This window comes from Sphingobium scionense, from assembly GCF_014197035.1.
GTDB classification, from domain to species: Bacteria; Pseudomonadota; Alphaproteobacteria; order Sphingomonadales; family Sphingomonadaceae; genus Sphingobium; species Sphingobium scionense.
This window is the reverse complement of record NZ_JACIEU010000018.1, coordinates 14,012-37,020: the sequence shown is the minus strand read 5'-3', so window position 1 is coordinate 37,020 and position 23,009 is coordinate 14,012. Positions and strand designations below refer to the sequence as shown.

Annotated in this window: 16 protein-coding genes and 1 tRNA gene; 2 read left to right on the top strand and 15 right to left on the bottom strand. The window is 61.3% G+C overall.

The features are described from left to right. Nucleotides 1-48 precede the first annotated feature (48 nt). The 4 genes from GGQ90_RS19670 to GGQ90_RS19655 all read right to left on the bottom strand — a co-directional run bounded on the left by GGQ90_RS19670 (nt 49) and on the right by GGQ90_RS19655 (nt 8,054). Nucleotides 49-855: a transglutaminase-like domain-containing protein gene (locus tag GGQ90_RS19670; RefSeq protein ID WP_188083597.1), complete on the bottom strand. Its 807-nt coding sequence runs from the start codon at nt 853-855 to the stop codon at nt 49-51. A gap of 73 nt (nt 856-928) precedes the next feature. After that, on the bottom strand, nt 929-1,624 hold the full coding sequence (locus tag GGQ90_RS19665; RefSeq protein ID WP_188083596.1) for a hypothetical protein: 696 nt from the start codon (nt 1,622-1,624) through the stop codon (nt 929-931). Between the two features lie 38 nt (nt 1,625-1,662). Beyond that, entirely contained in the window at nt 1,663-5,883 is a 4,221-nt protein-coding gene (locus tag GGQ90_RS19660; RefSeq protein ID WP_188083595.1) for a translocation/assembly module TamB domain-containing protein, read from the bottom strand. Beyond that, nucleotides 5,883-8,054 (bottom strand): autotransporter assembly complex protein TamA, encoded by a 2,172-nt coding sequence (locus tag GGQ90_RS19655; protein WP_188083594.1) that lies wholly within the window; start codon nt 8,052-8,054, stop codon nt 5,883-5,885. Before GGQ90_RS19655 ends, GGQ90_RS19660 begins: the two co-directional genes overlap by 1 nt. 150 nt (nt 8,055-8,204) lie before the next feature. On the opposite strand from GGQ90_RS19655, the gene recJ reads away from it, so the two are divergent. Both recJ and GGQ90_RS19645 read left to right on the top strand, forming a co-directional pair. Continuing rightward, nucleotides 8,205-9,971, top strand: coding sequence for a single-stranded-DNA-specific exonuclease RecJ (recJ, locus tag GGQ90_RS19650; protein ID WP_188083593.1), 1,767 nt, complete (start codon nt 8,205-8,207; stop codon nt 9,969-9,971). Nucleotides 9,972-10,072: 101 nt separating this feature from the next. Then, nucleotides 10,073-10,147: transfer RNA gene (locus tag GGQ90_RS19645), tRNA-Glu, on the top strand. Between the two features lie 163 nt (nt 10,148-10,310). On the opposite strand, the gene virB11 is transcribed toward GGQ90_RS19645, so the two are convergent. Genes virB11 through GGQ90_RS19590 form a run of 11 tightly spaced genes read right to left on the bottom strand, consistent with a single transcriptional unit; the run spans nt 10,311 to nt 22,996 of the window. After that, nucleotides 10,311-11,294 carry a P-type DNA transfer ATPase VirB11 gene (gene virB11, locus GGQ90_RS19640; RefSeq protein WP_188083592.1) on the bottom strand — a complete coding sequence of 328 codons (984 nt, stop codon included), beginning with the start codon at nt 11,292-11,294 and terminating at the stop codon, nt 10,311-10,313. A 17-nt stretch (nt 11,295-11,311) separates the two neighbouring features. Next, nucleotides 11,312-12,394 (bottom strand): TraB/TrbI/VirB10 family type IV secretion system protein, encoded by a 1,083-nt coding sequence (locus GGQ90_RS19635; protein ID WP_246428331.1) that lies wholly within the window; start codon nt 12,392-12,394, stop codon nt 11,312-11,314. Beyond that, entirely contained in the window at nt 12,391-13,056 is a 666-nt protein-coding gene (locus tag GGQ90_RS19630; protein WP_188083664.1) for a TrbG/VirB9 family P-type conjugative transfer protein, read from the bottom strand. The genes GGQ90_RS19635 and GGQ90_RS19630 overlap by 4 nt, the downstream gene beginning before the upstream one ends. Nucleotides 13,057-13,076: 20 nt before the next feature. Next, a complete protein-coding gene (locus tag GGQ90_RS19625) occupies nt 13,077-13,865 on the bottom strand; it encodes a VirB8 family type IV secretion system protein (RefSeq protein WP_188083591.1) in 789 nt (262 codons plus the stop codon). Next, the gene (locus GGQ90_RS19620; protein ID WP_188083590.1) at nt 13,862-15,109 is read right to left on the bottom strand and encodes a TrbL/VirB6 family protein; all 1,248 of its coding nucleotides are present in this window, start codon (nt 15,107-15,109) and stop codon (nt 13,862-13,864) included. The genes GGQ90_RS19625 and GGQ90_RS19620 overlap by 4 nt, the downstream gene beginning before the upstream one ends. Beyond that, a complete protein-coding gene (locus GGQ90_RS19615; protein WP_343053923.1) occupies nt 15,109-17,496 on the bottom strand; it encodes a VirB4 family type IV secretion/conjugal transfer ATPase in 2,388 nt (795 codons plus the stop codon). The genes GGQ90_RS19620 and GGQ90_RS19615 overlap by 1 nt, the downstream gene beginning before the upstream one ends. Further along, complete coding sequence (locus tag GGQ90_RS19610; protein ID WP_188083589.1) at nt 17,469-17,753, bottom strand: VirB3 family type IV secretion system protein; 285 nt, start codon at nt 17,751-17,753, stop codon at nt 17,469-17,471. Before GGQ90_RS19610 ends, GGQ90_RS19615 begins: the two co-directional genes overlap by 28 nt. Before the next feature lie 4 nt (nt 17,754-17,757). Next, entirely contained in the window at nt 17,758-18,114 is a 357-nt protein-coding gene (locus GGQ90_RS19605) for a TrbC/VirB2 family type IV secretion system protein (protein ID WP_188083588.1), read from the bottom strand. Next, the gene (locus tag GGQ90_RS19600; RefSeq protein WP_188083587.1) at nt 18,115-18,519 is read right to left on the bottom strand and encodes a hypothetical protein; all 405 of its coding nucleotides are present in this window, start codon (nt 18,517-18,519) and stop codon (nt 18,115-18,117) included. It lies immediately after the preceding gene. Beyond that, nucleotides 18,510-21,239, bottom strand: coding sequence for an RHS repeat-associated core domain-containing protein (locus tag GGQ90_RS19595; protein ID WP_188083586.1), 2,730 nt, complete (start codon nt 21,237-21,239; stop codon nt 18,510-18,512). The genes GGQ90_RS19600 and GGQ90_RS19595 overlap by 10 nt, the downstream gene beginning before the upstream one ends. After that, nucleotides 21,236-22,996 (bottom strand): hypothetical protein, encoded by a 1,761-nt coding sequence (locus GGQ90_RS19590; RefSeq protein WP_188083585.1) that lies wholly within the window; start codon nt 22,994-22,996, stop codon nt 21,236-21,238. The genes GGQ90_RS19595 and GGQ90_RS19590 overlap by 4 nt, the downstream gene beginning before the upstream one ends. Between the last annotated feature and the right edge of the window lie 13 nt (nt 22,997-23,009).

The window sequence follows — 23,009 nt, the reverse complement described above, 5'->3', positions numbered from 1 at the left end:
CTTCCTCAATTTGTCTGAGTATAGGCTAGGCGGGCGGCAGGGCCGGGGTCAAGGGGCCGTGCCGTCCCTTGGATCTTCCACCCGCGTCACATGGATCGCCTGTTCGTTCATCTGGGCGCTGCCGAAGATGGTCATGAAGGCGATGTCGGTGGCGTCGCGGCCGACGGCGATGCGCACCATGCCCTCGATCGGCGCAAGTCCTGTCGCGTCGACGATATGCCAGGCGCCGTCCAGCCACACCTCCACCACGGCATGGAAATCGGGCGGGTCGAGATCGGCGGCATAGACCGAGACCAGCCGGGCGGGAATGTCGCGCGATCGGATCAGTGCGGCGGTGAGGTGTGCGAAGTCGCGGCACACGCCACGCTGGGCGACGAACGTGTCGGCTGCGGTGGTGGTGATGTCCGAACTGCCCGGCACATATTGCAGATTGTCATGCACCCAGCCCACCAGCGCCTGCACCAGCGGACCGCCGTCCAGTCCCTCGAAATGGCCGCAGACGAAGCTGACGAAACGGTCCGCCTCGCAATAGCGGCTGGGCCAGATGAAGGGCAGAACATCCTGCGGCAGGCTGGGCAAGGGCGAGCGGGCGAGCAAGAAGAGATCGGGCGCCGGCCGATCGACATCGACTAGCGCCTTGTAGCGGCTGAGCATCCGGCCGGTGCCGCTGCGCGTCCAGGTGCGGCGGCCGATCGCGCTGCCGCCCATCAAATTGGTCAGCGGCCCGGCATTGTCGATGATGTGCGATTGTTCGACGATGCGCTGGTCGGCCATGGCCGCCGCCTCGACCGCCATCAATACGTCGGTCGGCCCGGCAAATTCATAGTCGAGGGTCGCTTCGATCGCGAGGCGCATGGCGATATGTCCTGATGGAGGGCCGGAGAATCGGCCAATTGCCATCCTGTCGATCTTTCAGGAGGATGTCGCGCTATTCCGCCAGCCGGCCGAAGGGCAGCAGCTTGCGCGCCTGGGAGGCGGCGGCCTTGCCATTGCCGGCGCGCAGCGCGGGCAGGATGGCGGCGGCATTGCGCTTCATCAACTGGTCGAGCGGGGCGGGGGCAGGCGCATTGGCCGCCCGTTCGGCCAGCGCCAGCGCGCCGGCGACATCATTATGATCGGCCCGGATGCGCATCAAGGCGGCGAGGCCGGGATAGAAGGCGCGGTTGCCGCCCAGCGCCACCGCCCTGCCCAGCGCCGCTTCGCCCACCTGTTCCTTGGCGCCCAGCACGGTGCGGGCGACGAAGCTGCCCAACTGGTCGATCGCATCGAGATGCCAGCCGGCGATCACCATCTGCGCCTCGGCATCGCGCGGGTTGCGGGCGGCAAGCGCCTCGAAGGTACCGAGCGAGGCGCGCGCATCGGCTCGGCTGCGGGTCAGCTTGGCGCGATAGCCGATCGCGACCGCGCGTTGTAGCACCGCCTCATGATCATTGGGGGCGGTCATCAATATGCGGTCGGCCGCGCTGATGGCCTGGCCAATCAGGCTCAGCGCCCGCGCCTTGTCGCTGGTCTGGAAGGCCGCCGCGGTCAGCAGCTCGCGCGGGGTTTCCGCCAGCGCGGCGGGCGCGGTAGACAGGGCGACGGCACAGATGAGCGGGCGGCAGAGCGACGGGGCGAAGGGCACATATTCTCCTGTTGTGGCGGCGCCACCCTGGCGCCGGATCAATAGTCCCTGGAATAACGAAGTGCGGCGGAAGATCCCGCATTGGTGCCGGTCTTCGACAGGATGCTCAGCGTCTTCGACAGGGCGACTTCCAGCTGGGTCGCGGTAAAGCCCTTCGAGTCCGTCACCACCTCCACATAGATATTGTTGGAGATATGCTGGCCGACGGCGAGCGATGTGCCGCGCCCGGTATCCTCGTCACCACCGACGATGCCGATCCGGTCGAGGCCCGATGCGCCCTGCAGCTTGCCCATCGGATTGAGCCCGCCGCTGCCGCCGCGCAGGCCGTTGAGCGCGGCCGCCAACTGGATCGCCTGGGTAGCGGAAAGATTGGCGACATTGTCACCGAACAGGATGCGCGAGAGAATCTCGTCCTGCGGCAATGTCGGCGTCGACACGAAGGTGATGTCCGGCTGTTGCGCGGTGCCGGCGACGGCGATGCCGGCGCTGACATCGTCAATTTCGGTCAGCGCCTTGATCGCCAGGGTCGGGTTCATCATGTCGCCATTGAAGGTGATGACGCCCTGATCCAGGTTGAACTGGTGGCCCGAGAAGCTGTAGCGGCCGCGGATCACCTCGATCTTGCCGCTGACGCGCGGCTTGGTCGCGGTGCCGGTGACGCGCATGTCGGTCTTCCATTCGGAATCGAGGCCCATGCCGGTCACATAGATCTGGTTGTCGGCGCGCAGGCGGATGTCGAGTTTCCAGTTGGTCGGCGATGCCGCAGCGGCCTTGCGGTCGGCGATGCGCTGCGCCAGCACATCCTGGCCCTCGCCCTTGCGGCGGACGCCCTGCAATTCGCGAATCTCGGTGCCGCCTTGCCAGGCGACGCGATAGCGGGTTTCGGGGAGGGACAGGTCGCCCTTAATCAGGCCGCCATTTTCCGCGCTGTTGATGATGGCGAGCGTGCCGCTGACCACGCTGGTGATCGCTTCGCTGCGGGCGAGGCGGGCATGGTCCATCTTGACCGCGATGTTCATCGGGAAGCCGCTGTCTGCGGCCAGGCCGACGGTGCCGCTGGCCTGGACGGTGCCGTTGCCGGCGCGGCCGGAAAAGTCGCGAATGTCGAGCCGGTCGTTGGTGAAGCGGCCGTCGAGCTTCATCTGGGTGACACGGGTGCCGAAGCTGGTGTTGTCGTAGGTTAGCGCATTGGCGCGGACCAGGCCGTTGAGCTGCGGTGCTGTCAGGCGGCCGCCAAAATCGGCGGCGACCGCGATACCGCCGCTCAGCCGCTGATCGGCAAGGCCGGCGAAGGAGAAGAGCACATCAGCGGGGCCGGCATAGCGGATGCCGCCGCCCAGCGGCGCGGCCATCAGCTGTTCCGACCAGCTGTCACCCGGTCCCGGCGGGGCCATGGTGGCGACGAAGCGGCCGATCGTGCTGTTGCCCTTGCGGATGAGGCCGCGCATGTCGCCGCCGGCGGAGGACAGCTTACCCTCGACATTCATCGACACCGCGTCGGACACGGCGGCCAGGCTCGACCGGCGAAAATCGCTGATCGCCAGGCGCGTGGTCGCGGTCGGGAAAGCGGTTCCGCTCTGGCTGTAATCGACCATGCCGGTCGCCTTGCCGCCGATGCCCAGGCCCGGATTGGCGACATTGGCGATGGCGAGGTCGAAATCCTTGAATCGGGCCTGCAGCGCCGTGTCCGTGCCGAAATGGCCGGCCAGATCGACCTTGCCCTGTGGCAGTGCCAGGCTGACCGGCTCCAGCCGATAGCCGGTCTTTTCGACGCGAATGATCGCTGGCTGGTTCAGGCGGAAATCGACATTGCTGGCCCTGCCTTGCAGCGCGACCGCATAGAGGTCGGGGCGCAGCGCGGCATTGACCGCGACCGAGAAGGGCACGCCGCTGGAGCCGTCGGCGACCAGTTGAGCCTTGCCCCGGCCGCCCTGATAATCGAGCTTTGCCCGTGCCTTGCGCACGACATAGTCGCCATAGGCGGCATTCGCCATCTGCACGTCGGCGATCACCTTGGGCTGGTCGCTCAGCAGCATGGAGGCGGTGACGACGGCGCGGCCGATGACGATGTCGGCCTCGCCCGGCAGCTTGGCATTGCTGGCGGTCGCGTTGACGTCGACGCCCTGCACCTTGCCCACGGCGTTGAGCTTCACCGCGCCGGTGATGCCCGACCCGTTCATCGCCAGCTGGCCGGTGAAGGGGCCGGCACTGGATTGCTGGATGCGGCCATTCATGTCGACCCCGGCGAAGCGCGCCTTGGTCACGTCGATCGTCAGCGGGCCTTGCGCGGTGCGGATCAGGACATTGGCGAAGAAGGGGCCATAGGGCGATCCGCCGGTGGCATCGAGGCGATAGCCGGCCGGTTCGCCATTCAGCTTGGCGACGACATCGGTCAGCTGCACGCCGACATTGGGGCGTGGCGCGCGCAGCACTGCCTGCGGCCGGTCTGCCGTGCCGCGCACGGTCAGGAACAGCGGGCCATATTGTTTCGAATAGGCTTCGGTGTCGAAGGCGAGCTGGCCGTTGGTGTCATAGCTGCCCGAACCGGACTTGATCTGGAAATTGGGCGCGGCGCCCTTGAGCCCGGCCAGGGTGAACCTGCCCTCCGGCGTCATGCCGATCCGGCCGGACATCACCGCATTGCCGCCCAGGAAGTCGCGGACCGAGGCATTTTCCCAGCGCGCGGTGCGCACGCCGAACATGCCCGACAGGCCGAAGCCGCCCTTGGGACCGGGGATCAGCTTGACGTCGGTGTTGAGGTTGACGATGCCGACGCCGTCGATCCGATAGTCGTTGACCCGGCCCTTGAGCGCGCCGCGGTAGATGGCATTGTCGAGATCGGCGAGGATGACGGCGGTGGCGTCGATCTTGTCGCTGTCGAGCTTGAGATTGTCGCTGATCAGCTTGCCGCCGGCATAGGCAAAGTCGCCCTTCACCCGCAAATTGGTCATCAGGCCGCCGGCCGCCGCATTGAGGCCGGTGACGCGCCTGGCCGTTGCGTTGACCGGGATGCGGATGCGATCGGCATCGATCACGGCGCGGCCGCTGGCCTTCAGATTCTCGATGCCGGTGGCGTCGAAGGCGAGGGACGTGGCGCTGATGTCATAATCGATGAACGGCGTCGCCATCGGCCCGTCGAGGATGATCGAGGCACGGACATCCTTGCCCTTCACCTTGTCCATGAAGGCACCCGGTTGCAGCAGCGCGGCGTTGATCTTGAGCGCGCTGAATGTGTTCTTGCCCAGGTCCACCAGACCCTGCGCATCGGCCGACATGGCGGGCGAGCGCAGCGATCCCTTGAGGTTGACGCGCCGTTCGTTGAGGCCGGCGAACAGGTCGACGTCGAGCCGCGGCCGGGTCAGCCGGTCGGCAATGTCGCCATAGACGAGGCCGGGGCGCAGCGGCCCCTTGGCGGTGAAGCTGCCGTCGCGGGCGGCGAGCGCGATATTGGCCAGTTCGCCCTTGGGCGTGGTGGCGATCAGCTTGCCGTTCCAGGCCTGCCAGGTGCCCTTGCCGTCGAGCGAGGCGGTCATGCCGTCGGGCAGACCGCTCATCGCCGCGATCACGCCGCCCTTGGGCGCTGTCAGCGTGCCGCTCATCGCCAGGCGATTCTGTGCCGGCACCGCGTCCAGCTTCGCCTGTAGCCGGTCGCCGCTGTCGACCACCGCATTGGCGGACAGCTGGGCACGGCCGTCGGCGATATGGACGATGCTGTCGATCGCGATCTCGCGCTTCTGGCCGATCACCGGCTTGGCGAGCAGGAAACGGTCGAGCCGCATCCGGTCGACGTCGATGTCGAGGTCGGGCAGGATCGGTGCATTGGGATCGGTCGGCGTCTGGTTGAATTGCGGGCTGCGCGCCAGCACCACCAGCGGGCTTTCCAGATTCTGGACCGAGATGTGATTTTGCAGATAGCGGAACGGGCGCCAGACGACATGGACCCTGGGGCTGACCGCGAACACGCCCTTGGGATCGCGCAGGATCAGGTCGTGGATGGTCATGTCGCTGTAGATCGATCCCTCGATCCGGCCGACCTCGATCCCCATGCCCGATTCCATCTTGAGCGCGGCGATCTGCTTGATGAGGAAGCGCTTGCCCGGCTGGGTATCGAGGAACAGCAGCAGGCCCGCGACCAGCACCACCAGCCCGACGATCAGGCCGGCAAGGCCGATGGCGATCTTCTGCCACAGCGGGCGGCCCTGGCGGATCACCACGGTCTCGGTCGCTTCGGGCGCGGGGGGAGGGGTATCTTTCGCCATCAGAAGGCCTGTCCGATGCCGATGTAGAGGGCGAATTTGGATTCACCGGGCTGGCGGTTGATCGGCATGGCTATATCTGCGCGGAAGGGTCCGAAATTGGTGTAGAAACGTCCGCCCAGGCCCACGCCATAGCGGATGTCGGAAAATTGCGGGATCTGGCTTTCATAGACCTGGCCCGCATCGACGAAGGCTACGACGCCATAATTGCCGAAGCGATAGCGGCCCTCGACCGCAAATTCATTGACCGAGCGGCCGCCGATCGGATCATTGTTCGCGTCCTTTGGCCCCAGTTCCTGATAGCCATAGCCGCGCACCGATCCGCCACCGCCGGCATAGATGCGCCGCGAAGGGGCGACATCGTCGCGGGCGACGCCGTTGATCGTGCCGATCTTGGTCCGCGCCGCGAGCACGAAACTGTCGGAAATCGGATAATAGCCGGCCAGGTCGAAGCTGGCGCGGACATAGGGCGAGACATTGCCCTGCAACGACGCTTCGGGCGACACGCGCAGATTGGCGCGGAAGCCGCTGGTGGGGTTGAGCAGGTCGTTGGAGCGGTCATAGCCGACCTGCACCGGCAGGGCGCCGATGAAATAGGTCAGCCGCTTGTTTTCGCCGCTTTCGTCGATCGTGGTATTTTCGTTCGAAAGCAGGATTTCGCCGCCATAGGTATAGGTCCAGCGCTTCTGGAAGATCGGCGTCGACTGGCGCGACCAGCTGGCGTTGAGGCCCAGGGTGAAGGCTTCATAGGCGTCATATTTCTGGTGGTTGACGCCGGCGCCGGCCTGGAAGGTCTTGTCGCGCTTGCCCGCGTTGGACCGGCGGAAGGTGCCCGATACGCCCTGCTCCTGGGTGCCGGCGATGACGCTGGCGATCAGGGCTCCTTCGGGCGGGAACAGGTTGCGATGGGTCCAGCTGCCTTCGGCGCGGAAGCCCTGTCCGGTGCCATAGCCCAGTTCGCCGGCCAGCCGCCGGGCCGGGCCGGCTTCCTGATCGACATGCAGGTCGACATATTCGGTGCCATCCGGGCCGGGCTCGCCGGTCTGGACCGGATCGACGGCGACGCTGGCGAACAGGCCGGTGGCGACCAGCGCCTTGCGCAGATCGTCGACCTTGCGGCTGTCATAGAGGTCGCCTTTGTCGAAGCGGGCGATCACCGCCATATGATCGGCGCCGAACGCCTGCTTCTCGCCGCTGGTGGTAATGGTGCGGAATGTGCCGCGCGGGCCCGGCTCGACCGGCAGCGTATAGTCGCCGGTCACGGTCGCGGGATCGAGCAAGATGTCGCGGTCGCCGATCCTGGCGAAGGCATAGCCCTGTTCCGGCAGCTTGAGCGCGACATTGGCCTCTGCCGCCTCTACAGCGGTGGCGACGATATAATCGCCGGTCTTCAAGGTCAGGCTGTCGCGGATCAGGCCGGGCGGGATGGTTTCGGGCGCATGGATGACGATCTCGTTGATCTTGTAGCGCTTGCCCGGCGTTACCGACAGGATTGCCTTCAGCGTGCCATCCTGCTGCTGGTCGAGCGAGGCGAGGGCGGTGGCATCATAATAGCCCTCCGAATGGAACAGCCGCACCGCCAGTTGCTCGTCGGCCTGGGCGCGCTGCTGCACCATCGATGCGGTCTCGGCCTTGCCCTTGCCGTCGACCAGGGCTGACGCGGCGCGGAACTCATCCTCCAGACCGGTCTTGCCGAAACCGTCGAGCTGGGTCGCGTAGCGGACCTCGGGTGTCTTTTCGTCGCTGTCATCATCGGCGACATTTTCCGGCACGGTGACGCTGTCGAGCGCGGGCAGCGGCTGGGCCAGTTCGGTTTCGACCGGCGGTTCGGTGGCGGGGGGCAGTTCGGCGCCGGTCGCGGGCGCCGTGCCGCTGGCCGGCGCGCTGCCCTGGGCATTGCCCTGGGCCGGCATCTGCTGGTCGAGCCAGTCGTCGATCGAGGGCAAGGCGGCCTTGCTGTCGGTCCCGCTATTGCTGGCCTTGTCGTCGACGCTGCTGGCGCCGGGCAGGCGCGCGTTGAACTCGTCGTCGGGCAGGATCGGTTCTTCGTCGGCGGGCGCTGTGGTGCTGGGGGCGCTGGCCGGAACCGTCTGCGCCATCAGGGGCAGGGGAGAGGCGGCTGCCATGATCATGCCCAGCGCATGCCGAACATATCTCGCCTGCCGCTTCTTCATCTGTCTGCGATGCCCCTTTCGCACCGGGCATCCCATATGTCCGGCAAACTGGCAACACGCCCAATGACTTGCGACGGTTCCGCCTGCGTGACGATTTCGCCCGGCGGTGCAGTGCTTCCATCGGTGCCCCGGCCGGTCTAGAGCCGTCTCATGACATTTGCGCTGAACATTGCCCGATCGATCACTGGCCAGCCTTGGCGCTGGCGCGGCCTGGGGGCGGATGCACGTTCGCCCGGTTATCAGCCCGATGATCTGGTGGCGCAACTGCTGCTGGCGCGTGGCTGCCCGCCCGACGGGGTGGAGGCGCATCGCAACCCGACCATCCGCCATTTCATGCCCGACCCCAGCCTGTTCCGCGACATGGATGCGGCTGCCGAGCGGCTGGCCGATGCGGTCCAGCGGGGCGAGGATGTGCGCATCTTCGGCGATTATGACGTCGACGGCGCGACCAGTGCGGCGCTGTTGATCCGGCTGTTGCGTGACATTGGCCTGGATGCCCGGCCCTATATCCCCGACCGGCTGATGGAGGGCTATGGCCCCTCGGGCGAGGCGCTGGTGCGGCTCGCAGGCGAAGGGGCGCAGCTGATCGTCACCGTCGATTGCGGCGCGCAGGCGTTCGAGGCGCTCGACATGGCGAAGGCGGCCGGGGTCGATGTCGTCGTCGTCGATCATCATAAATGCGCGGCGGCGCTGCCGGTGGCGCTGGCCCTGGTCAATCCCAACCGGCTGGATGAGAATGCCGACGCCGCCATCCATGGCCATCTCGCCGCCGTCGGCATGGCCTTCCTGCTGGGCGCGGCCTTGCTGCGGACGCTGCGCGCCCGCGGCTGGTTCGCGACCCGGCCGGAACCGGCGATCATGGAGTTGCTCGATATCGTCGCGCTGGGCACCGTCGCCGACGTCGCGCAGCTGAAAGGGCTCAACCGCGCCTTCGTGGCGCAGGGGCTCAAGGTCATGGCCAAGCGGCGCAATATCGGCCTCGCTGCCTTGATGGATGCCAGCCGGTTGAATCGCGCGCCGCTTTGCCATGATCTCGGCTTCGCGCTGGGGCCGCGCATCAATGCCGGCGGGCGCGTCGGCAAGGCGGATCTGGGGGTGCAGCTGCTGACCACCGAAGATCCGGCGGAGGCCGTGCGAATCGCTGCCGAACTGGACCGGCTGAACGAGGAACGGCGCGCGATCGAATCGATCGTGCAGGAACAGGCGGAAGAATTGCTCGGGGCGCAGGGCAATCGCGCCGTGGCGCTGGTCGCAGGACCCGGCTGGCATCCCGGCGTCATCGGCATCGTCGCCGGGCGTCTCAAGGAACGGGCCGGTCGCCCCGCCATCGTCGTCGCGCTGGACGAGGATGGCGTGGGCAAGGGGTCGGGCCGGTCCATTTCCGGCGTCGATCTGGGCGCGGCGGTGCTGGCGGCCAAGGATAGCGGCCTGCTGGTCGCGGGCGGCGGTCATGCGATGGCGGCAGGGCTTACCGTGATGGCGGACAAGGTCAATGCGCTGGCCGACTTCCTGGATGAGCGGCTGTCGGCTGCCGTCGCTCGTGCCCGCGACGATCGCGCTTTGCTGATCGATGCGGTGCTTGCGCCAGCCGGGGTCAATCCCGACTTCGTCGCCGCGATCGAGGCGGGCGGCCCCTATGGCGCGGGCTGGCCCGCGCCGCTGATCGCCGCCGGCCCGATGCGCGTGATCAAGGCGGATGTCGTCGGCAATGGCCATTTGCGCGCGATCATGGCGGGCGATGACGGCCGGTCGATCAAAACGATCGCCTTTCGCAAGGCCGATTCGGAACTGGGCCAGGCGATTCTGGGGGCGCCGCGTGATCGCCGCCTGTGGGTGGCAGGCCGTGCGAAGATCGATGATTGGGGCAGCCGACCCGCGGCAGAGCTGCATCTGGAGGACGCCGCCTGGGCGGATTGAGAAAGATTGCAATTTTCTTGGCGTTAGGGGGTTGACCCTTTCGCCGTCCCCGCCTAATTGCGCCCTCGCTTCGCAGCGCTGCCACGGCGGCGACAACGAACGGCCCCTTCGTCTAGCGGTTAGGACGCGGCCCTTTCACGGCTGAAACACGGGTTCGATTCCCGTAGGGGTCACCAGTCAAGCGCCTTAGTGCTTTGACATTGGCTGATAAATTAACAATCTCGAAAATTCACCCCCACATGTGTTCCCACAATTTGGTTGGGACATGTTGAACCGATTCGCGATCTATCGAGACAGCCCTGCGCAAATCCAGAGAGGTTCGCTGAAATCCGAAGCGATTCAGATTTCGCCTTTTTGGGCGATAGTCCGAACGACGCGCTTCCCGTTCCGTCGCTCAAGCTGCACAAAAATATCCACGGTGCTGCGCACATAGTGCAGAATATCTTCGCGCTTTAGCTGGGTCCCCGATTGCAGAATGATCAACGCCAGTTGCTCGATCGCCTTAGCAGGGCTGTCGGCGTGTATCGTCGTCATGGAGCCGGGATGACCGGTATTGATCGCGCGTAGGAATGTATAGGCCTCACCGCCCCGCAATTCTCCCAGGATGATCCGATCCGGCCGCATACGTAGGGATGCCTGGAGAAGATCGTCAGTAGTGACCTTTGCTTCCCCCAGTTCGCCTTTAACCGCGACAAGGCCCACGGCATTGGCGTGATCAGGCTGTAGCTCGGGCGTATCCTCAATGAGGATCAATCGCTCATCGGTAGGTATCTTACGCATCAATGCGCCAAGGAAAGTCGTCTTGCCGGTCGATGTGCCACCGGAAATCAATATTGTCTTACGCTGGCGCACGGCCTCGGAGAGCATGGCGACACGATCATCCGTCTCGGCAATCGCTTGCGTGATCTCTTGCTCCTCCGGCCCATCAAACGCACCATTCAGAGCATAATCTTCCAATGTGAGGTTGGATGATATGTGCCGCCTTATGGCAAGCGCCAGCGGCCCCCTGGTCGCCGGCGGCGCGACGATCTGCACACGCGACCCATCGGGTAAGCGGGCGGCGAGCAGCGGATGTTCTCTGTTGATGCCTTGATGGGACAGGCTCGCAATTTGGCGTGCCAGACGCCAAAGTGTGGCTTCCGTGAGCGCTGGCACCACTGATCGGGCAATGCCGCCGCCCAGCCGCTCAATCCATATCTCGCCAGGGTGGTTGATGTAGATATCGGTTACGTCAGGTTGGACGAGCACATCCGAGATTGGGGAAAGATAGGCGTCGAGAAATGGATAGTCCGAGATCGCTGAATTCGTCCTAGCATCTGTCATGCACGCACCGCCATCCATCATCGACGCAGACCCGTGCCGCTAAAATCGAGATCCTTTGCGACGAACACCGAGATTTCTGCGCCAGGGGCTACTTTGACGGTCGGAGCGGAATCCACATTGGGGAGGAGGTTCTGCGCCGTGGCACCGACCTGCCCCGGCAGGCCGACGATCACGGAATTGCCTTTGGGTTGGGACGCAAGATTGACGCCAATTGTGAGGGCAGATTGCAACACCGCATTACCGAACCGTTCAAAGAAATGATTATTGACCTTGCCTGCGATACCCGCGCCACCCAGCACATCCGCAGCGGGTGAGCCAATGCGGATGGCAACGCCATCGGGCCCGATGAGCCTGGTCCAGGTTACCAGGACACGCTTTTGCCCGGCCTTGGGGTCGCCCGACGCTTCTCCGATCAGTCGGCTACCGCGCGGGATGAGGACACGCGTGCCATCGAACCCCCGCGCATCACGCGAGACTACTGCCCGCACCAATCCAGGGCGACGGCTGTCGATCGGCGTTTCCAACACCGCATTGATCATCGAACCTTGTGGAACAAGATTGGTGCGATTGCGGATGACACTCGCGCGGACGGCCTGGTCATCGCCCGCCGCGCCTGCAGCAGCGGAGGCGTTACCCAGACCGTCTCCCACACCCAAGTCGATGATCAACGGCGAATCGTCGCCATCCTCCTTCGCGCGAGGCGGCGATGCGGCTTGAGCAACCTGTATCGGCGCCATAGGGGATTGGTAGATGGGTACCGGCTGCCGTGGAGACATAGGGCGGTTTACGGTCGCCGCCGGTGGCGGCGTCACAATCGGTTCGGAGGTCGGTATAACTACGGTTGGTGTCGCAACCGGTAGAGCTGGCAAAGGCAGGGCAAGCGGCTGAGGGGAAGCTATGATGCCCTGAGCAGATGCCGCCTGGCCATTTATTCGCTCATTGTTTCGCCTGTTGCTGTCCAGAACGAGAAACAACCCAACTGCAAGAACGGTGCAGATGCCGCCAATGGCAAAGCCGGAAAGCCCTGCAGGTTGAGTGCGAACAATGGGTCGCACGTCACGCGCTGACAGCGCCGCACGCGGATCTAGTTCGTCGTTCATGGCTGGCCCACCGGGACTTGCCGCGTTGCGGTCGCCTTGCGCTTGCCAGCACGGAAAACGAATTGAGGTGCGATGGAATCCACCACAAATGCACCTTCGCGCATGGCACCATTGATCAGCGTTTCATCTCCCTGTGCATCGATGGCGTAGACTGCCGGGATGGCGACATCGGCGGCCCATCGAATGCTTGTTGCCATGCCATCATCCGACATGGCGGCTGGTATGAGCTCCTTGGCGCCGCGAACACGAAAGGTCGCATGGCTCTCACTTATGACGGTGGGGGGCGCCATATCGATACCGGCATAACGAAAGCGGACGATGAAGGGAGTGGTGCCAAAGCCAGCCCCCGGCACCAGCATGAAGCTGTATCGACGCGCATCGGTCAACACTATGAGATTGGTGTCCTGCGCGCCTTCGACAGGCTTGACGAAAAGATGGTCAGCCCGTTTATTGGGCGTCACTTTCCAACCCTCCCCCTCGCCGATCGCAACATTTTCCACCCGCTCGTCCGCCGCAAACTCGATCGCGACCGTATAGCCTTGTTCAAGGCTCAGGCGAACGACCTGGTCAGTATCATAATCGACTGTCTGGATACGAGGATCGCCCGGCGACGCTTGTGGGATGACCTCCGCGGAAGCCGGAACAGTCAGCGCCAGCGCCATGAAGCATATAAGAGGCTTGATCATGGCCGGGCCGCCTGTAGCGCCGACGTCTGCGGAAGCGGCGCGGGCCGCGCCGGAACCTGCATGGACACGCTGCTCATCGATACTGGATCAGGCGCCTCCTGATCACGCCTGTAGCGCAAGACTTGGAACCCGAGCGGATTGACCAATCGGTCCTCCATTGCCATCGGCGCATCAATGAAGCGGTAGCGGATAATCGATACCCAGTCCTGCTTCGAACCTTCGACCTGTCCCTGATCCTTGCGCTCGGTCTCAAACCGGACTTGGGCGACATTGGCGCCCAGCGGCGAAACGCTCTTTATGCGAACCGCAAGAATCGTGGTTCTGGGCAGGCGTTGGAATGGGCTCGCCGGATTGGTCGCCGGCATCATCGCCATATAGTCGCTGCGCGCCCGCTCGGCAGACCAGAGACCCACTTTGCGATAGTCGGCCTGGATCGTGGCAATGTCGAAACCCTCGCGCGCCATCACATATTGGGCGAGCAGCGACTGGGTCAAAGCCCCGTCTGGCGCCAAGCGCTGACGGCCATCCCCCTTGAGCAATTGCACATAGCCGGTGGTGCGGTCGACCAGCAAAGTGTTGGATTCCACCGTCTTGAGCGGCATCATCAACACAATCGCCAGGATGGCGAGGACAGCAACGCCGCAAGCAGTGCCTGCCACGATCCAGGCAATGCGCCGGGATTGGCGTAAGCAAGCCTGACCATCTTCCGCCCAAGTGACGGCGCGCGCATAATAGGCTTCACGATCGGGCGCGACCTTTGCCGCCTTGTTCTTCTTCTCACTCATGTCCGATTGTTCCGCTGGCTTATGCTCTTGGTGTTGCGCTGATTGCCCGTGCGACGGTAGCTCTGGCCAATAGGCGTGGGACGAGGCTCACTTCCATGCTGCCCTGCCAGCTCTATCCGCCGGCCAGCCTCCGGCCCAACGCCCGCCAGGACGGGGCGAACGGCCCACTGGTCGCTGGCTCTGATGGAATCTGCAATCAAGGCACCGCGTGAGCGCCCTTCATCCGCCGGGGCGGATGGCAATCCGGTACGTTGCTCAATCACTTGACGGGGCTGAGCCAGGCTTGATGCCTGCCAGCGGCGGCCGAGCTGTGATCCTATGGCGAGGCCACGCTCAAGGAAGCGGAAACCGGCGCCGATCTTGAACGAGACCGCAAGTGCCACCAGCAGCGCGATAAGAAAGATCAGCGTTGTCGCCAATATCTCTCCGGGTGCCATGACCGGCAAAGCACCGGCCGCCATGACCGTCACCAGATTTTCAAGCTGAGGCTCGATAATTGATATCTCGATGCCAAGCAGGACGGCAGTAGAGATGCTGGCAACTGCCGTTCCCACCAGCCCGCGCACCCAGCCTTCGAACAGGCCGCGCGTCGTATCGAACAACAGGCAGGCAAAGAAGAGCGGACCAAGCGCCAACAGCAAGCCAGCGACAAGGCGTACCGAGATCAGCACGGCCAGGCCCGATACCAACAGCAATATGCCTGCTGCGCTGAGCAATGGATTGCCAGCAAGCGAGAAGGCCATGGGCGCCGGATCGGTAGCAGCCGAGCCAGCCGCAGATGGAGCCTGCGCTGGTTGAACATTTTGAGGCGCGGCGTTGGGCGACGGGCGCACGATTTCGGCGACCAGTTGATAGCTGCCCTGCAGCCGGGCCGGAAAGCTCCGTCCACTCCCACCACCCGCGCCGGGAAGCACGGTCAGCAGGTCACGCGGCGCTTCGACGGTCAGGTTATAGACCACCGAACGATAGGCCGACCATTGGGTGGCGAAGGCGAGCACCAGGCCGATCTTTGCCGCCAGTAATATGCCATCGCGGATTTGCAGTTGGTCGCCCAGAAGCAGGCGATAGCCCTGAATGGCGATCAGGATGGTGAGGAGGCCGCCCAGAGCAAGGATGATGGGCGAATTTGCAGCTGCGAGCGCAGCATAGCCGCCTTCGCCAAGAAGCGAGGCCTGGCAATCGACATAGCGGGTGAGCGCCATGGCATAGCCCTGGGTCGCATCGAAGGGCGCGCAGCCTTCCATCAGGCAACCTTGAGCAGTTCAGGGAGCCAGGCATCGGGATCGTCGCCAACCTGCGCCCGAATGTCGTCGAGCAGGCGTACCGTCCGCTCCCGGCCGGACAGGATCGTCAGAATATCGGCTTCGCCACTCAAATTGAGGCGGGCGACGACACTGTCATTGCCATGCTTGATCAGGAAGCAATGCGCGTTGTCCGGCAGACTGCGGATGAGGTCATATTCATGGGCGGTAAGGCCAAAGCCGTCGCAATAATCCTCCCGCCGCGCCTTGGCGTTGGCCATAAAGATCTGGGTTGCGGCCTGTTCAACGATAGCACTCGCAATTTTGCTGGAAAGCGCATCCTCTGCGCTCTGGGTGGCAAAGCCGACCAGCCCGTTGCGCTTGCGGATCGTCTTCTCCCAATCCTTGATCTTGTGGACGAAGATATCATCGTCCAGCGCCTTCCAGCCCTCATCGATAACGATGATGGCTGGCGTTCCATCGAGCCGCTCCTCCACCCGATGGAAGAGATACATCATGGCCGGTGTGCGCAAGGTCGGCGTATCGAGGATACGGGTCATATCGAAGCCGATGGTCGGGGCTTCGATATCGATCTTGTCTTCGGCATGATCGAACAGCCAGGCATGCTCGCCTTCACCCCACCAGGGGCGCAGCCGCGACCATAGGTCGTTGGCATGCGGACGCTCACTGCCCCGAAAGAGCTGGGCGACATAGCGCAGGCGGCGGTGGGATTTGGGAACGCCATAGCTTGCGTCCACCGCCTCCTGAATATGGAGCAGTTCCTGCGGTGTCAGCGGCTCACCCGGCAGCGCGACCAGTCGGGCAAGCCAATCGCTGAGGAAACGCCGGTTCTCGGGCGTATCGTCGATCTGGAGGGGATTAAGCGCGGCGGACATGCCGGGGCGCAAAATGTCGTAGACGCCGCCGATCGCGCGGATGAACAGTTCGGCGCCGCGATCCTTGTCGAAGAAGATGATGCGTGGGGCGAATTTGCGCGCCTGCGCCAGCAGGAAGTTGAGGACCACTGTCTTGCCCGAGCCTGACGGTCCGATGATGGTGAAGTTCCCCAAATCCCCTTGATGGAAGTTGAAATGATAGGGGCCAGCAGCGGTCGATTCCAGGATCGTGACCGCGTCGCCCCAATGATTGCCCGTGGCCTTGCCACTCGGGAAATTATGATAGCTCGCCAGGCTTGCGAAGTTGCGCGATGAAATGAGCGCGCGCCGAGCGATATAGGGGAAGTTGCCGGGGAACTGCGCCCACCAGGCCGCCTCCAGGCCAATCTCCTCGCGCACCGCAATCAATCCGAGATCGGTGAGCGCGGACTGGACTTCGGCCACTTGCGCATCGACAAGATCAATTTCGCTGCCGCGCACTGATATGGTGAGATGATGTTCGCCAAAGGCCGAACGCCCGGCGGCCAGATCATCCTTGGCATTGCCGAGTTCGCCGCGCAGGCTCAGCGCTTCATCGTCCGAGGCGCGCATGCGCCGCAGCGCCAGGTTCATTCGACCCAGCCCTGCCTGGCGATCGACGAAGCCGAAGCTCTGGCTCACCACCATCTCGACGGGGAGGCGCAGCAGATCATCCAGCATACCCGGCGTGGTTTGCCCCGGATAATCCTTGATCGAAAGCATGGCCTGGAACTCGCGGGGCAAGGCGCCCGCAGCGCCAAGCTCGACCATATCCTGGCCAAAGCTGATCCGGCGATAAGGCAGATACTCACCGACATCGCCTTCGGGCAGGCGAACGGGCCGCATCTCGCCATTGAGGATCATGGAAAGGAATTCGAGTGGCTCGGAATAGAGGCCCTGCTCGGTTTCGTAAGTACTGAGCACGCGCGGGCGATAATGGCCTAATGCGGCTATGATCTGTTCCGTTGCCGTGGCGAGGGCGCGCTTGTCAGCGGAGCGATCGGCGGCCGAAGAACTACTTCCGGTCAGTCTGCGCGACAGGCGGTCTACGATCCCGCTACGCCCTTGAAGAGGGCGCCGCACGATGGTGAGGAAGAGATCGTTGACATAGAGATGCCGTGCCCCAAGGCGTGCGCGCCAGGCCTCATCCAATCTCGCGCTGAAACTGTCGGGATATTCCGCCTCGAGCGCGGTATCGATCCGTCTGCGGACGATATGATGATAGATGGCGAAGCGCGACGATCCGATCGCCTGGAGCATCGCGTCGCGCAGGCCCTTGCGATAGTTGAGCTCATCGGTGTCGGCGGTCTCGAATAGAAAGCCGCCCAGGTGGATGACCTGCATTATCAGGCCATCGCGGGTCAGCAGCGTATGATCATCGATTTGCGCAACATAAGGCAGCCGGCTTCCCACCGATCGCTCACGCTTGGCCACTTTCTCCGTTGCGCTCAAGGATGATAGGAATTGCAACGCCACAGCCGATAATTGGGAATGCGGGGGCAGCGAGCGACCTTCACCAGCCACAGGTCGAAGATGTTGGCGTCGCGCAGGCAGGCGAGATAGCCGATCGCGTGGACCACTAGCGCCGCAAGTAGCACCCAGGCCGATTTCATGATCAGGAACAGTTCGGTCGTGACGATCGCGTTGATGACGAAGAAACTGTAGGTGACACCGGCGAACATTTGTGGCCGCGCGAGTGCGACAAACAACGTATCGCGATCAAGTCCGCCCATCGACTTAGTAGCCGGCGGACGCGGTGGACTGGATGCCACCCACGATACTGGCTGCACCGAAGAGGATGAAGCAGCCAAGGATAACTACTGCACCATAGCGCCAGTTCATCCGGCCGGTCAGCATCATGAAGCCCACAGCCGCCACAGCGATCACAGCGGCAACGGTAGCGACCGTCCCAAGTAGCGTGCCTTGTAGCCATTGAAGGGCCCCCACTATGGGACCCGATCCAGATGGATCTTCAACGCTTGATTGAGCCATCAATATCTTAGGCCAAAAAATACAAAAAATTATAACATCTAATTTTAATGCGCGACGAGCGGCGGTGAAATTGACGCGATAAATATTGAAGAACTTATTCATTCAACAAAATTCTACACTTGAGAGAGAAATATTACCTGAATTAGATTTAATAATATTAGCATAATTTCCGGATAATTCTGATATTTCATTGACATGAATAACTGTTAAATAATCTCCATCAACCCTGCCAGAAAATTTTATTCTATACATTTTTGAACCGCACTTTCCCTGCGATCCTTGCTCATTAATTTTAGTTACATTTCTCATGTAAGTGCTTTCACCAGGATTCAATTTTATTGTCTTTTTGAATTTATCATCATAAGAATAAAGTGAAAACATTTTAACTTGCGCAACATATCCATCGTATTGCTCAATACGGTCAATTTTCTTATCGTTACAAGAATTGCAAGAAATAAATGATGTCAACAATAATGCCGTTCTATTTAAATAAAATGTTACCGACATGGCGTATTTCCTCCGGTAGCAGGATCTCGACCAAAATTGTCGGGTCCGTGGCTTGCCTCGCTTTCTCTAATAGAGGATTCTTGACAATTAAATATACCAGCTTCGCGAGCGGCAACAAGGAGGTCGCCGCCGATTCCATTCGGGCCTACGGGATTAAACCAATTTAATCCGCGCGACACTAGTCCTCCAATAAAATAGGCTCTTTGCTCGCGGTAGGCCCTATCCCTGTTGTTAGTTAGGGCTCGTCCGGCGGCTCGATCTGCTCCATGCGTTCCCTCATGCGCCAGTGTAACAGCTCCTTGATTTTGACCACCGTTGCCATTTATTTGATTGAAATCTAGCTTTATAACAATGGCACCCCTTTCCCCGCTCGTTTCACCTAACGTGCCCTGGTCCAGATTTGCACTTTGTATATTTACGCCATTTTCAACATTTTCTTTACCGATAAACGCGGCCACTGCCATCAACGCCCTTCTTTCAGATGAAACAGGGCCATATGATTGCGCTGATCGAATTATGGATTTGCGGTAAGCCTCTGCTTTTTTGCAAGTATCCGCTGTATCACACGAATACATTCCAGTTGGGTCAGATTTTCCGATCGGATCATTTTCCGTGTAGCCATAGAGATTCATTTGGTCTTTGTATCCGATGGGATCGGTTTGCATAAAGCGGCCGAGGGTCGGCGAGTACATTCTTGCCTTGTAATAATATAGGCCCAGGTCAGGCATCCACGCCTGGCCGGTGTAGAGGAACCGAGCGCCATTGGCGCTCGTCAATGCCGCGACATCGCTCGCTTGAGGAATGCCGTAATCGTCGAACCGAAAAGTCCGCGTCAGATTGCCCACATAATCGAGCGCTGCGGAGATCGATCCTTGCTGGTCAGCATGCAGAAGGCGTCGACTGGAGTTTTGAACGGTCGCTCCTTCGTACCAGGCTAGCGGATCATCAATTTTTACGTTTGCCCCATGGGCATATCGGCGCAGCAGTGAGCTGCTGGTATTGTATTCGGCAACCATGGCATCGCCATCGATGAGATATCGGGTCGTCCCTGTCACCGCGCCTGCCGTCTCGAACATTCTCCCTGCTGGGTCGTAGCGCAAGGTCGCCTGGAGTGTGCCGGTATAGGCCAGTGCAGCACAATCACTGTTGGCTTGGCTGCGCTTCTCTATGAGCCGATTTTCGACATCATATTTATAGACGAAACTACCATCGGCAGTGAGGTTGCCATTGGCATCGTGACAAAAGGCAACACCAGCCACCGTCACATATTGATTGAGGCCATTGGCCATATAATAGCGCGTCACGTCGCTGTCGGCGCCATAGACATAGCTGTCGTTGGAGCGCGTTCGCGACGCAATCTGCGAAGCGGGGCTGTAGCTCAGGCCGATCGTGAGATCGCCATTCGTACCAGCCGCATCGATCGTCAGGCTCGACAGGCGCGACAGATTGTCGAACCCATAGCTCTGACTGCTGACGCCGGTCGACTGCCCGGTCCGCTCGCCCTTCGCGTTGTAGGAGATGGATGCCAGGGTAACAGCACCATTTTCCTTCACCGCACTGGAGCGATCCAGCCCGTCATATTCATAGCTGACATAATTGCCATCCGGATGGGTGAGGCGCGTACGATTGCCGTCCGCATCCCATTGATAGCCCAGTGTCCATGCGCTGCCGCTCATATTGTTCGAGGATGATGTCGGACGCCCGGCATTGTCGAAGCTGGAGGTTAGCCCGAGCCCGCTGGTCGATCCAAAGCGAGCGTAAAGCTGGAGGCCGCGCAGGTCGTAGCCATAATAGACGTCAGCACTGGTCCCACCGGGAATGTCCTTCACCGTCATCCGGTCGAGGGCATCATAGGAATAGCCAATGACCTGACCGTCCCGCTTGCGCAGGCTCGTGCGGTTATCATTGGCGTCATAGCCATATTCTTCATAATCGGCCATGTTGGCGACGCCCGCCGTCGTCTTCGACGGGAAAGACCAGCGCGTCATCCGATCAAAGCCATCATAGGCATATTGGGCAAGAGCGCCGTTCGCATCGGTCACCGTGGCAATCTGGCCGTTCGGTGTGAAGCTGTAGGTCACATAGTCCTGCTGCAACGCCGTCCCATAAGCCTTCTGAACCTTCTGAACCTTGCCGCCGTAATAAAAGGTGCGGGTGATACGGTCCGGCCCGAAACTGCCCTGCGTACCGAGGGCGCAAGCGTCAGATGGCAATGCGGAGAAGGCTGCGTTGTTCATGCGAACCGCCACGCAATTCACCGTATTATCGCCATTATAATTGGTCTGAGTCACCAACTGCGGCGCACCCGCTACGACCACGCTCTCCTTCGTCTTCCGGCCGGACAGATCATATTCGAACACCACCGAACGGAAGATCGTGAAGCCGGCCCAGTTCTGCGGAAGCACGGATTCCGATTGCCAATTGGCGAGCTCGCCATAATCGGTCTGCGTCAGCCTGCCATTGGCATCGTAGCTGTTGCGAACTGCGCCATATTTGATCGAGCCAGTTCCATCGGGATCCGGACTGATCGTCCCCACCAAATTGCGGGCCAGATCATAGCGATAGCCGGTGGTGAATGAAGAGGCACTGGCCTGTGCCTGAGCATCACCGGAATGAACGGCGGTGCCGCCAGCGGCCAGGCCCAGCCAGGCCACGCCGTGGAGAATGCGCTTGCGCATGCCAAAGCGCGCGGAGGTTCGCGAGTTGCTGATGTTGATCACGGGCAGCCTCCCAGGCCAGCACGCGGCTTGGTTTCGCTGATCTTGTTCCCCATCGCGTCATATCCATAGCAGGTTCGCAGGGCGAGGCCCGTCGCATCTTCGACCACGCCACGCAGTTCAAGATTATTGGGGCCGCTATTCGGGCCATAATCATAGGTGGTGACGACCTCATCGCCCGCGATCGCGCAGCCTGAACCCGAGGCTGCTCCTGTCTTGCAGATGCTCTTCTGCGTCAAAACCCAGATAGGTGTCGCAGCCTGCGAATAGCCGCCGCCCGAATTTTTGATCCAGGCATAGCGTTGCGCATAGCTGTATCGCACCTGCGGGCGGATGCCGCCTACCGACGGACCGGTTTCCGTCAGAACGCCGCCGTGCGTGCCGTCATAAGTGAAGTCCGTCTGGTTACCCTTTTCATCCACTTGAGTGATGGGCTTATTGCACAGCACATCGGCTGCATTGCACAGCGTTGGACTTGATAAGGGATAGGCATTCGGGAAAGTCTGCGTGGCGACCTTGTCCGCCAGGCCAGAACCAGGCTTTGCTGTCTCCCGCCTTGTCAATGCATTTCCGTTGTTATCATAATCGAACTTCAGTTTGTTCCCTTCAGGGAAAGTCACCTCGACAGGCTTTAGAGCGCTGAATTTATAGTCCCTCGCCCCATTGTCGGAGTCGTCGATATGGGCAGCAACGCCATTTTCAAATATGATGTTGGCCACCTTGGGCCCCATCATGGTGGCATAGCTCAGGATGATCTGCCCCGGCTGAGGCGCAGGATTGTCGCCGCCGTAATTGGTATTATCATATTGGTATTCGTACGTGTCGCCGGTAGCAGTGGTTTGAAACCGCACTTGATCGGGCTTGGTTTGAACCGTCGATTCACCCCCCTGAGGTCCAAACACATTCTGGATCTTGCATGTGCTGCTATTGACTAGCGTGATGCAGGTTATTTGCCCGGCCGTTCGAATCAAGCTTGTTGTGCCGCCACGAACGTCCACCAGAGATGCAATCTCTGATGACCCAGTGAGATTATAGTTAACTTTAAGAGATGACGAATTACACGTGGTATTTTCATCTACATATGTGACGGACCTGTTGTAGCCGCATATATATATTTTCGAGTTTGCGAGGTCATTCTGAAAGACAATCGCGTATCCACGATTACTCTTTATGTTCAGGAGATTGGCAGATACATCGTAGGTGTAATCCAGCCGATGACCATTTGGCTCGACCTTGCTACCCAACAATTTATTTTTATCGAGGTAGGTAGCAGGCGGGAGCGCGGGGTGATCAATGAAGGTGTATACTTCGCCGGACGCATTTGTGAGGATATAGCTGGTGCCTGACTTTACGAGCTTCCACCCTTGCGTGCCCGGATCCCAAGGTAGATAACTGAGATTTCCAGATACATTGCTGACAGCAAAGCCCAGATGGGTTTCCCCCATCGTGAACTTTATCATCGTCATCTGACCGCCGCCGCCGGTATTTTTATTAATCCAATACATGAGCCCCCGCAAGTTAGAGCCAGCGACGCTTGCGGTGGATTGCACGACGAACGGGCCAATCGAGAAATCGGTACTGAGGTAGCGGAAGCGCCCGGTCTGAAGATTTACCCCCAATGGGCTCATGGTCATGACTTCGGGAAAGTCATCCCGAAAGTCATCTGCCCTTGCAAGACTCGGCAACATAATGCCTGCAAGCAGCGTAGTGCCCGCAAGAAACGCGGCCTTGATCGGCCGAGCAAGCGGCTTCTTTTTCATCTTCTCTCTCATG

Excerpts from the sequence above, each read along its gene's own strand:
- GGQ90_RS19655 (WP_188083594.1), bottom strand. The coding sequence starts at position 8,054 with ATGAAGAAGCGGCAGGCGAGATATGTTCGGCATGCGCTGGGCATGATC.
- GGQ90_RS19635 (WP_246428331.1), bottom strand. The coding sequence starts at position 12,394 with ATGAACGACGAACTAGATCCGCGTGCGGCGCTGTCAGCGCGTGACGTG.
- GGQ90_RS19600 (WP_188083587.1), bottom strand. The coding sequence starts at position 18,519 with ATGTCGGTAACATTTTATTTAAATAGAACGGCATTATTGTTGACATCA.
- recJ (WP_188083593.1), top strand. The coding sequence starts at position 8,205 with ATGACATTTGCGCTGAACATTGCCCGATCGATCACTGGCCAGCCTTGG.
- GGQ90_RS19670 (WP_188083597.1), bottom strand. The coding sequence starts at position 855 with ATGCGCCTCGCGATCGAAGCGACCCTCGACTATGAATTTGCCGGGCCG.
- GGQ90_RS19610 (WP_188083589.1), bottom strand. The coding sequence starts at position 17,753 with ATGGGCGGACTTGATCGCGATACGTTGTTTGTCGCACTCGCGCGGCCA.
- GGQ90_RS19590 (WP_188083585.1), bottom strand. The coding sequence starts at position 22,996 with ATGAAAAAGAAGCCGCTTGCTCGGCCGATCAAGGCCGCGTTTCTTGCG.
- GGQ90_RS19620 (WP_188083590.1), bottom strand. The coding sequence starts at position 15,109 with ATGGAAGGCTGCGCGCCCTTCGATGCGACCCAGGGCTATGCCATGGCG.
- GGQ90_RS19625 (WP_188083591.1), bottom strand. The coding sequence starts at position 13,865 with ATGAGTGAGAAGAAGAACAAGGCGGCAAAGGTCGCGCCCGATCGTGAA.
- virB11 (WP_188083592.1), bottom strand. The coding sequence starts at position 11,294 with ATGACAGATGCTAGGACGAATTCAGCGATCTCGGACTATCCATTTCTC.
- GGQ90_RS19660 (WP_188083595.1), bottom strand. The coding sequence starts at position 5,883 with ATGGCGAAAGATACCCCTCCCCCCGCGCCCGAAGCGACCGAGACCGTG.
- GGQ90_RS19630 (WP_188083664.1), bottom strand. The coding sequence starts at position 13,056 with ATGGCGCTGGCGCTGACTGTTCCGGCTTCCGCGGAGGTCATCCCACAA.
- GGQ90_RS19605 (WP_188083588.1), bottom strand. The coding sequence starts at position 18,114 with ATGAATAAGTTCTTCAATATTTATCGCGTCAATTTCACCGCCGCTCGT.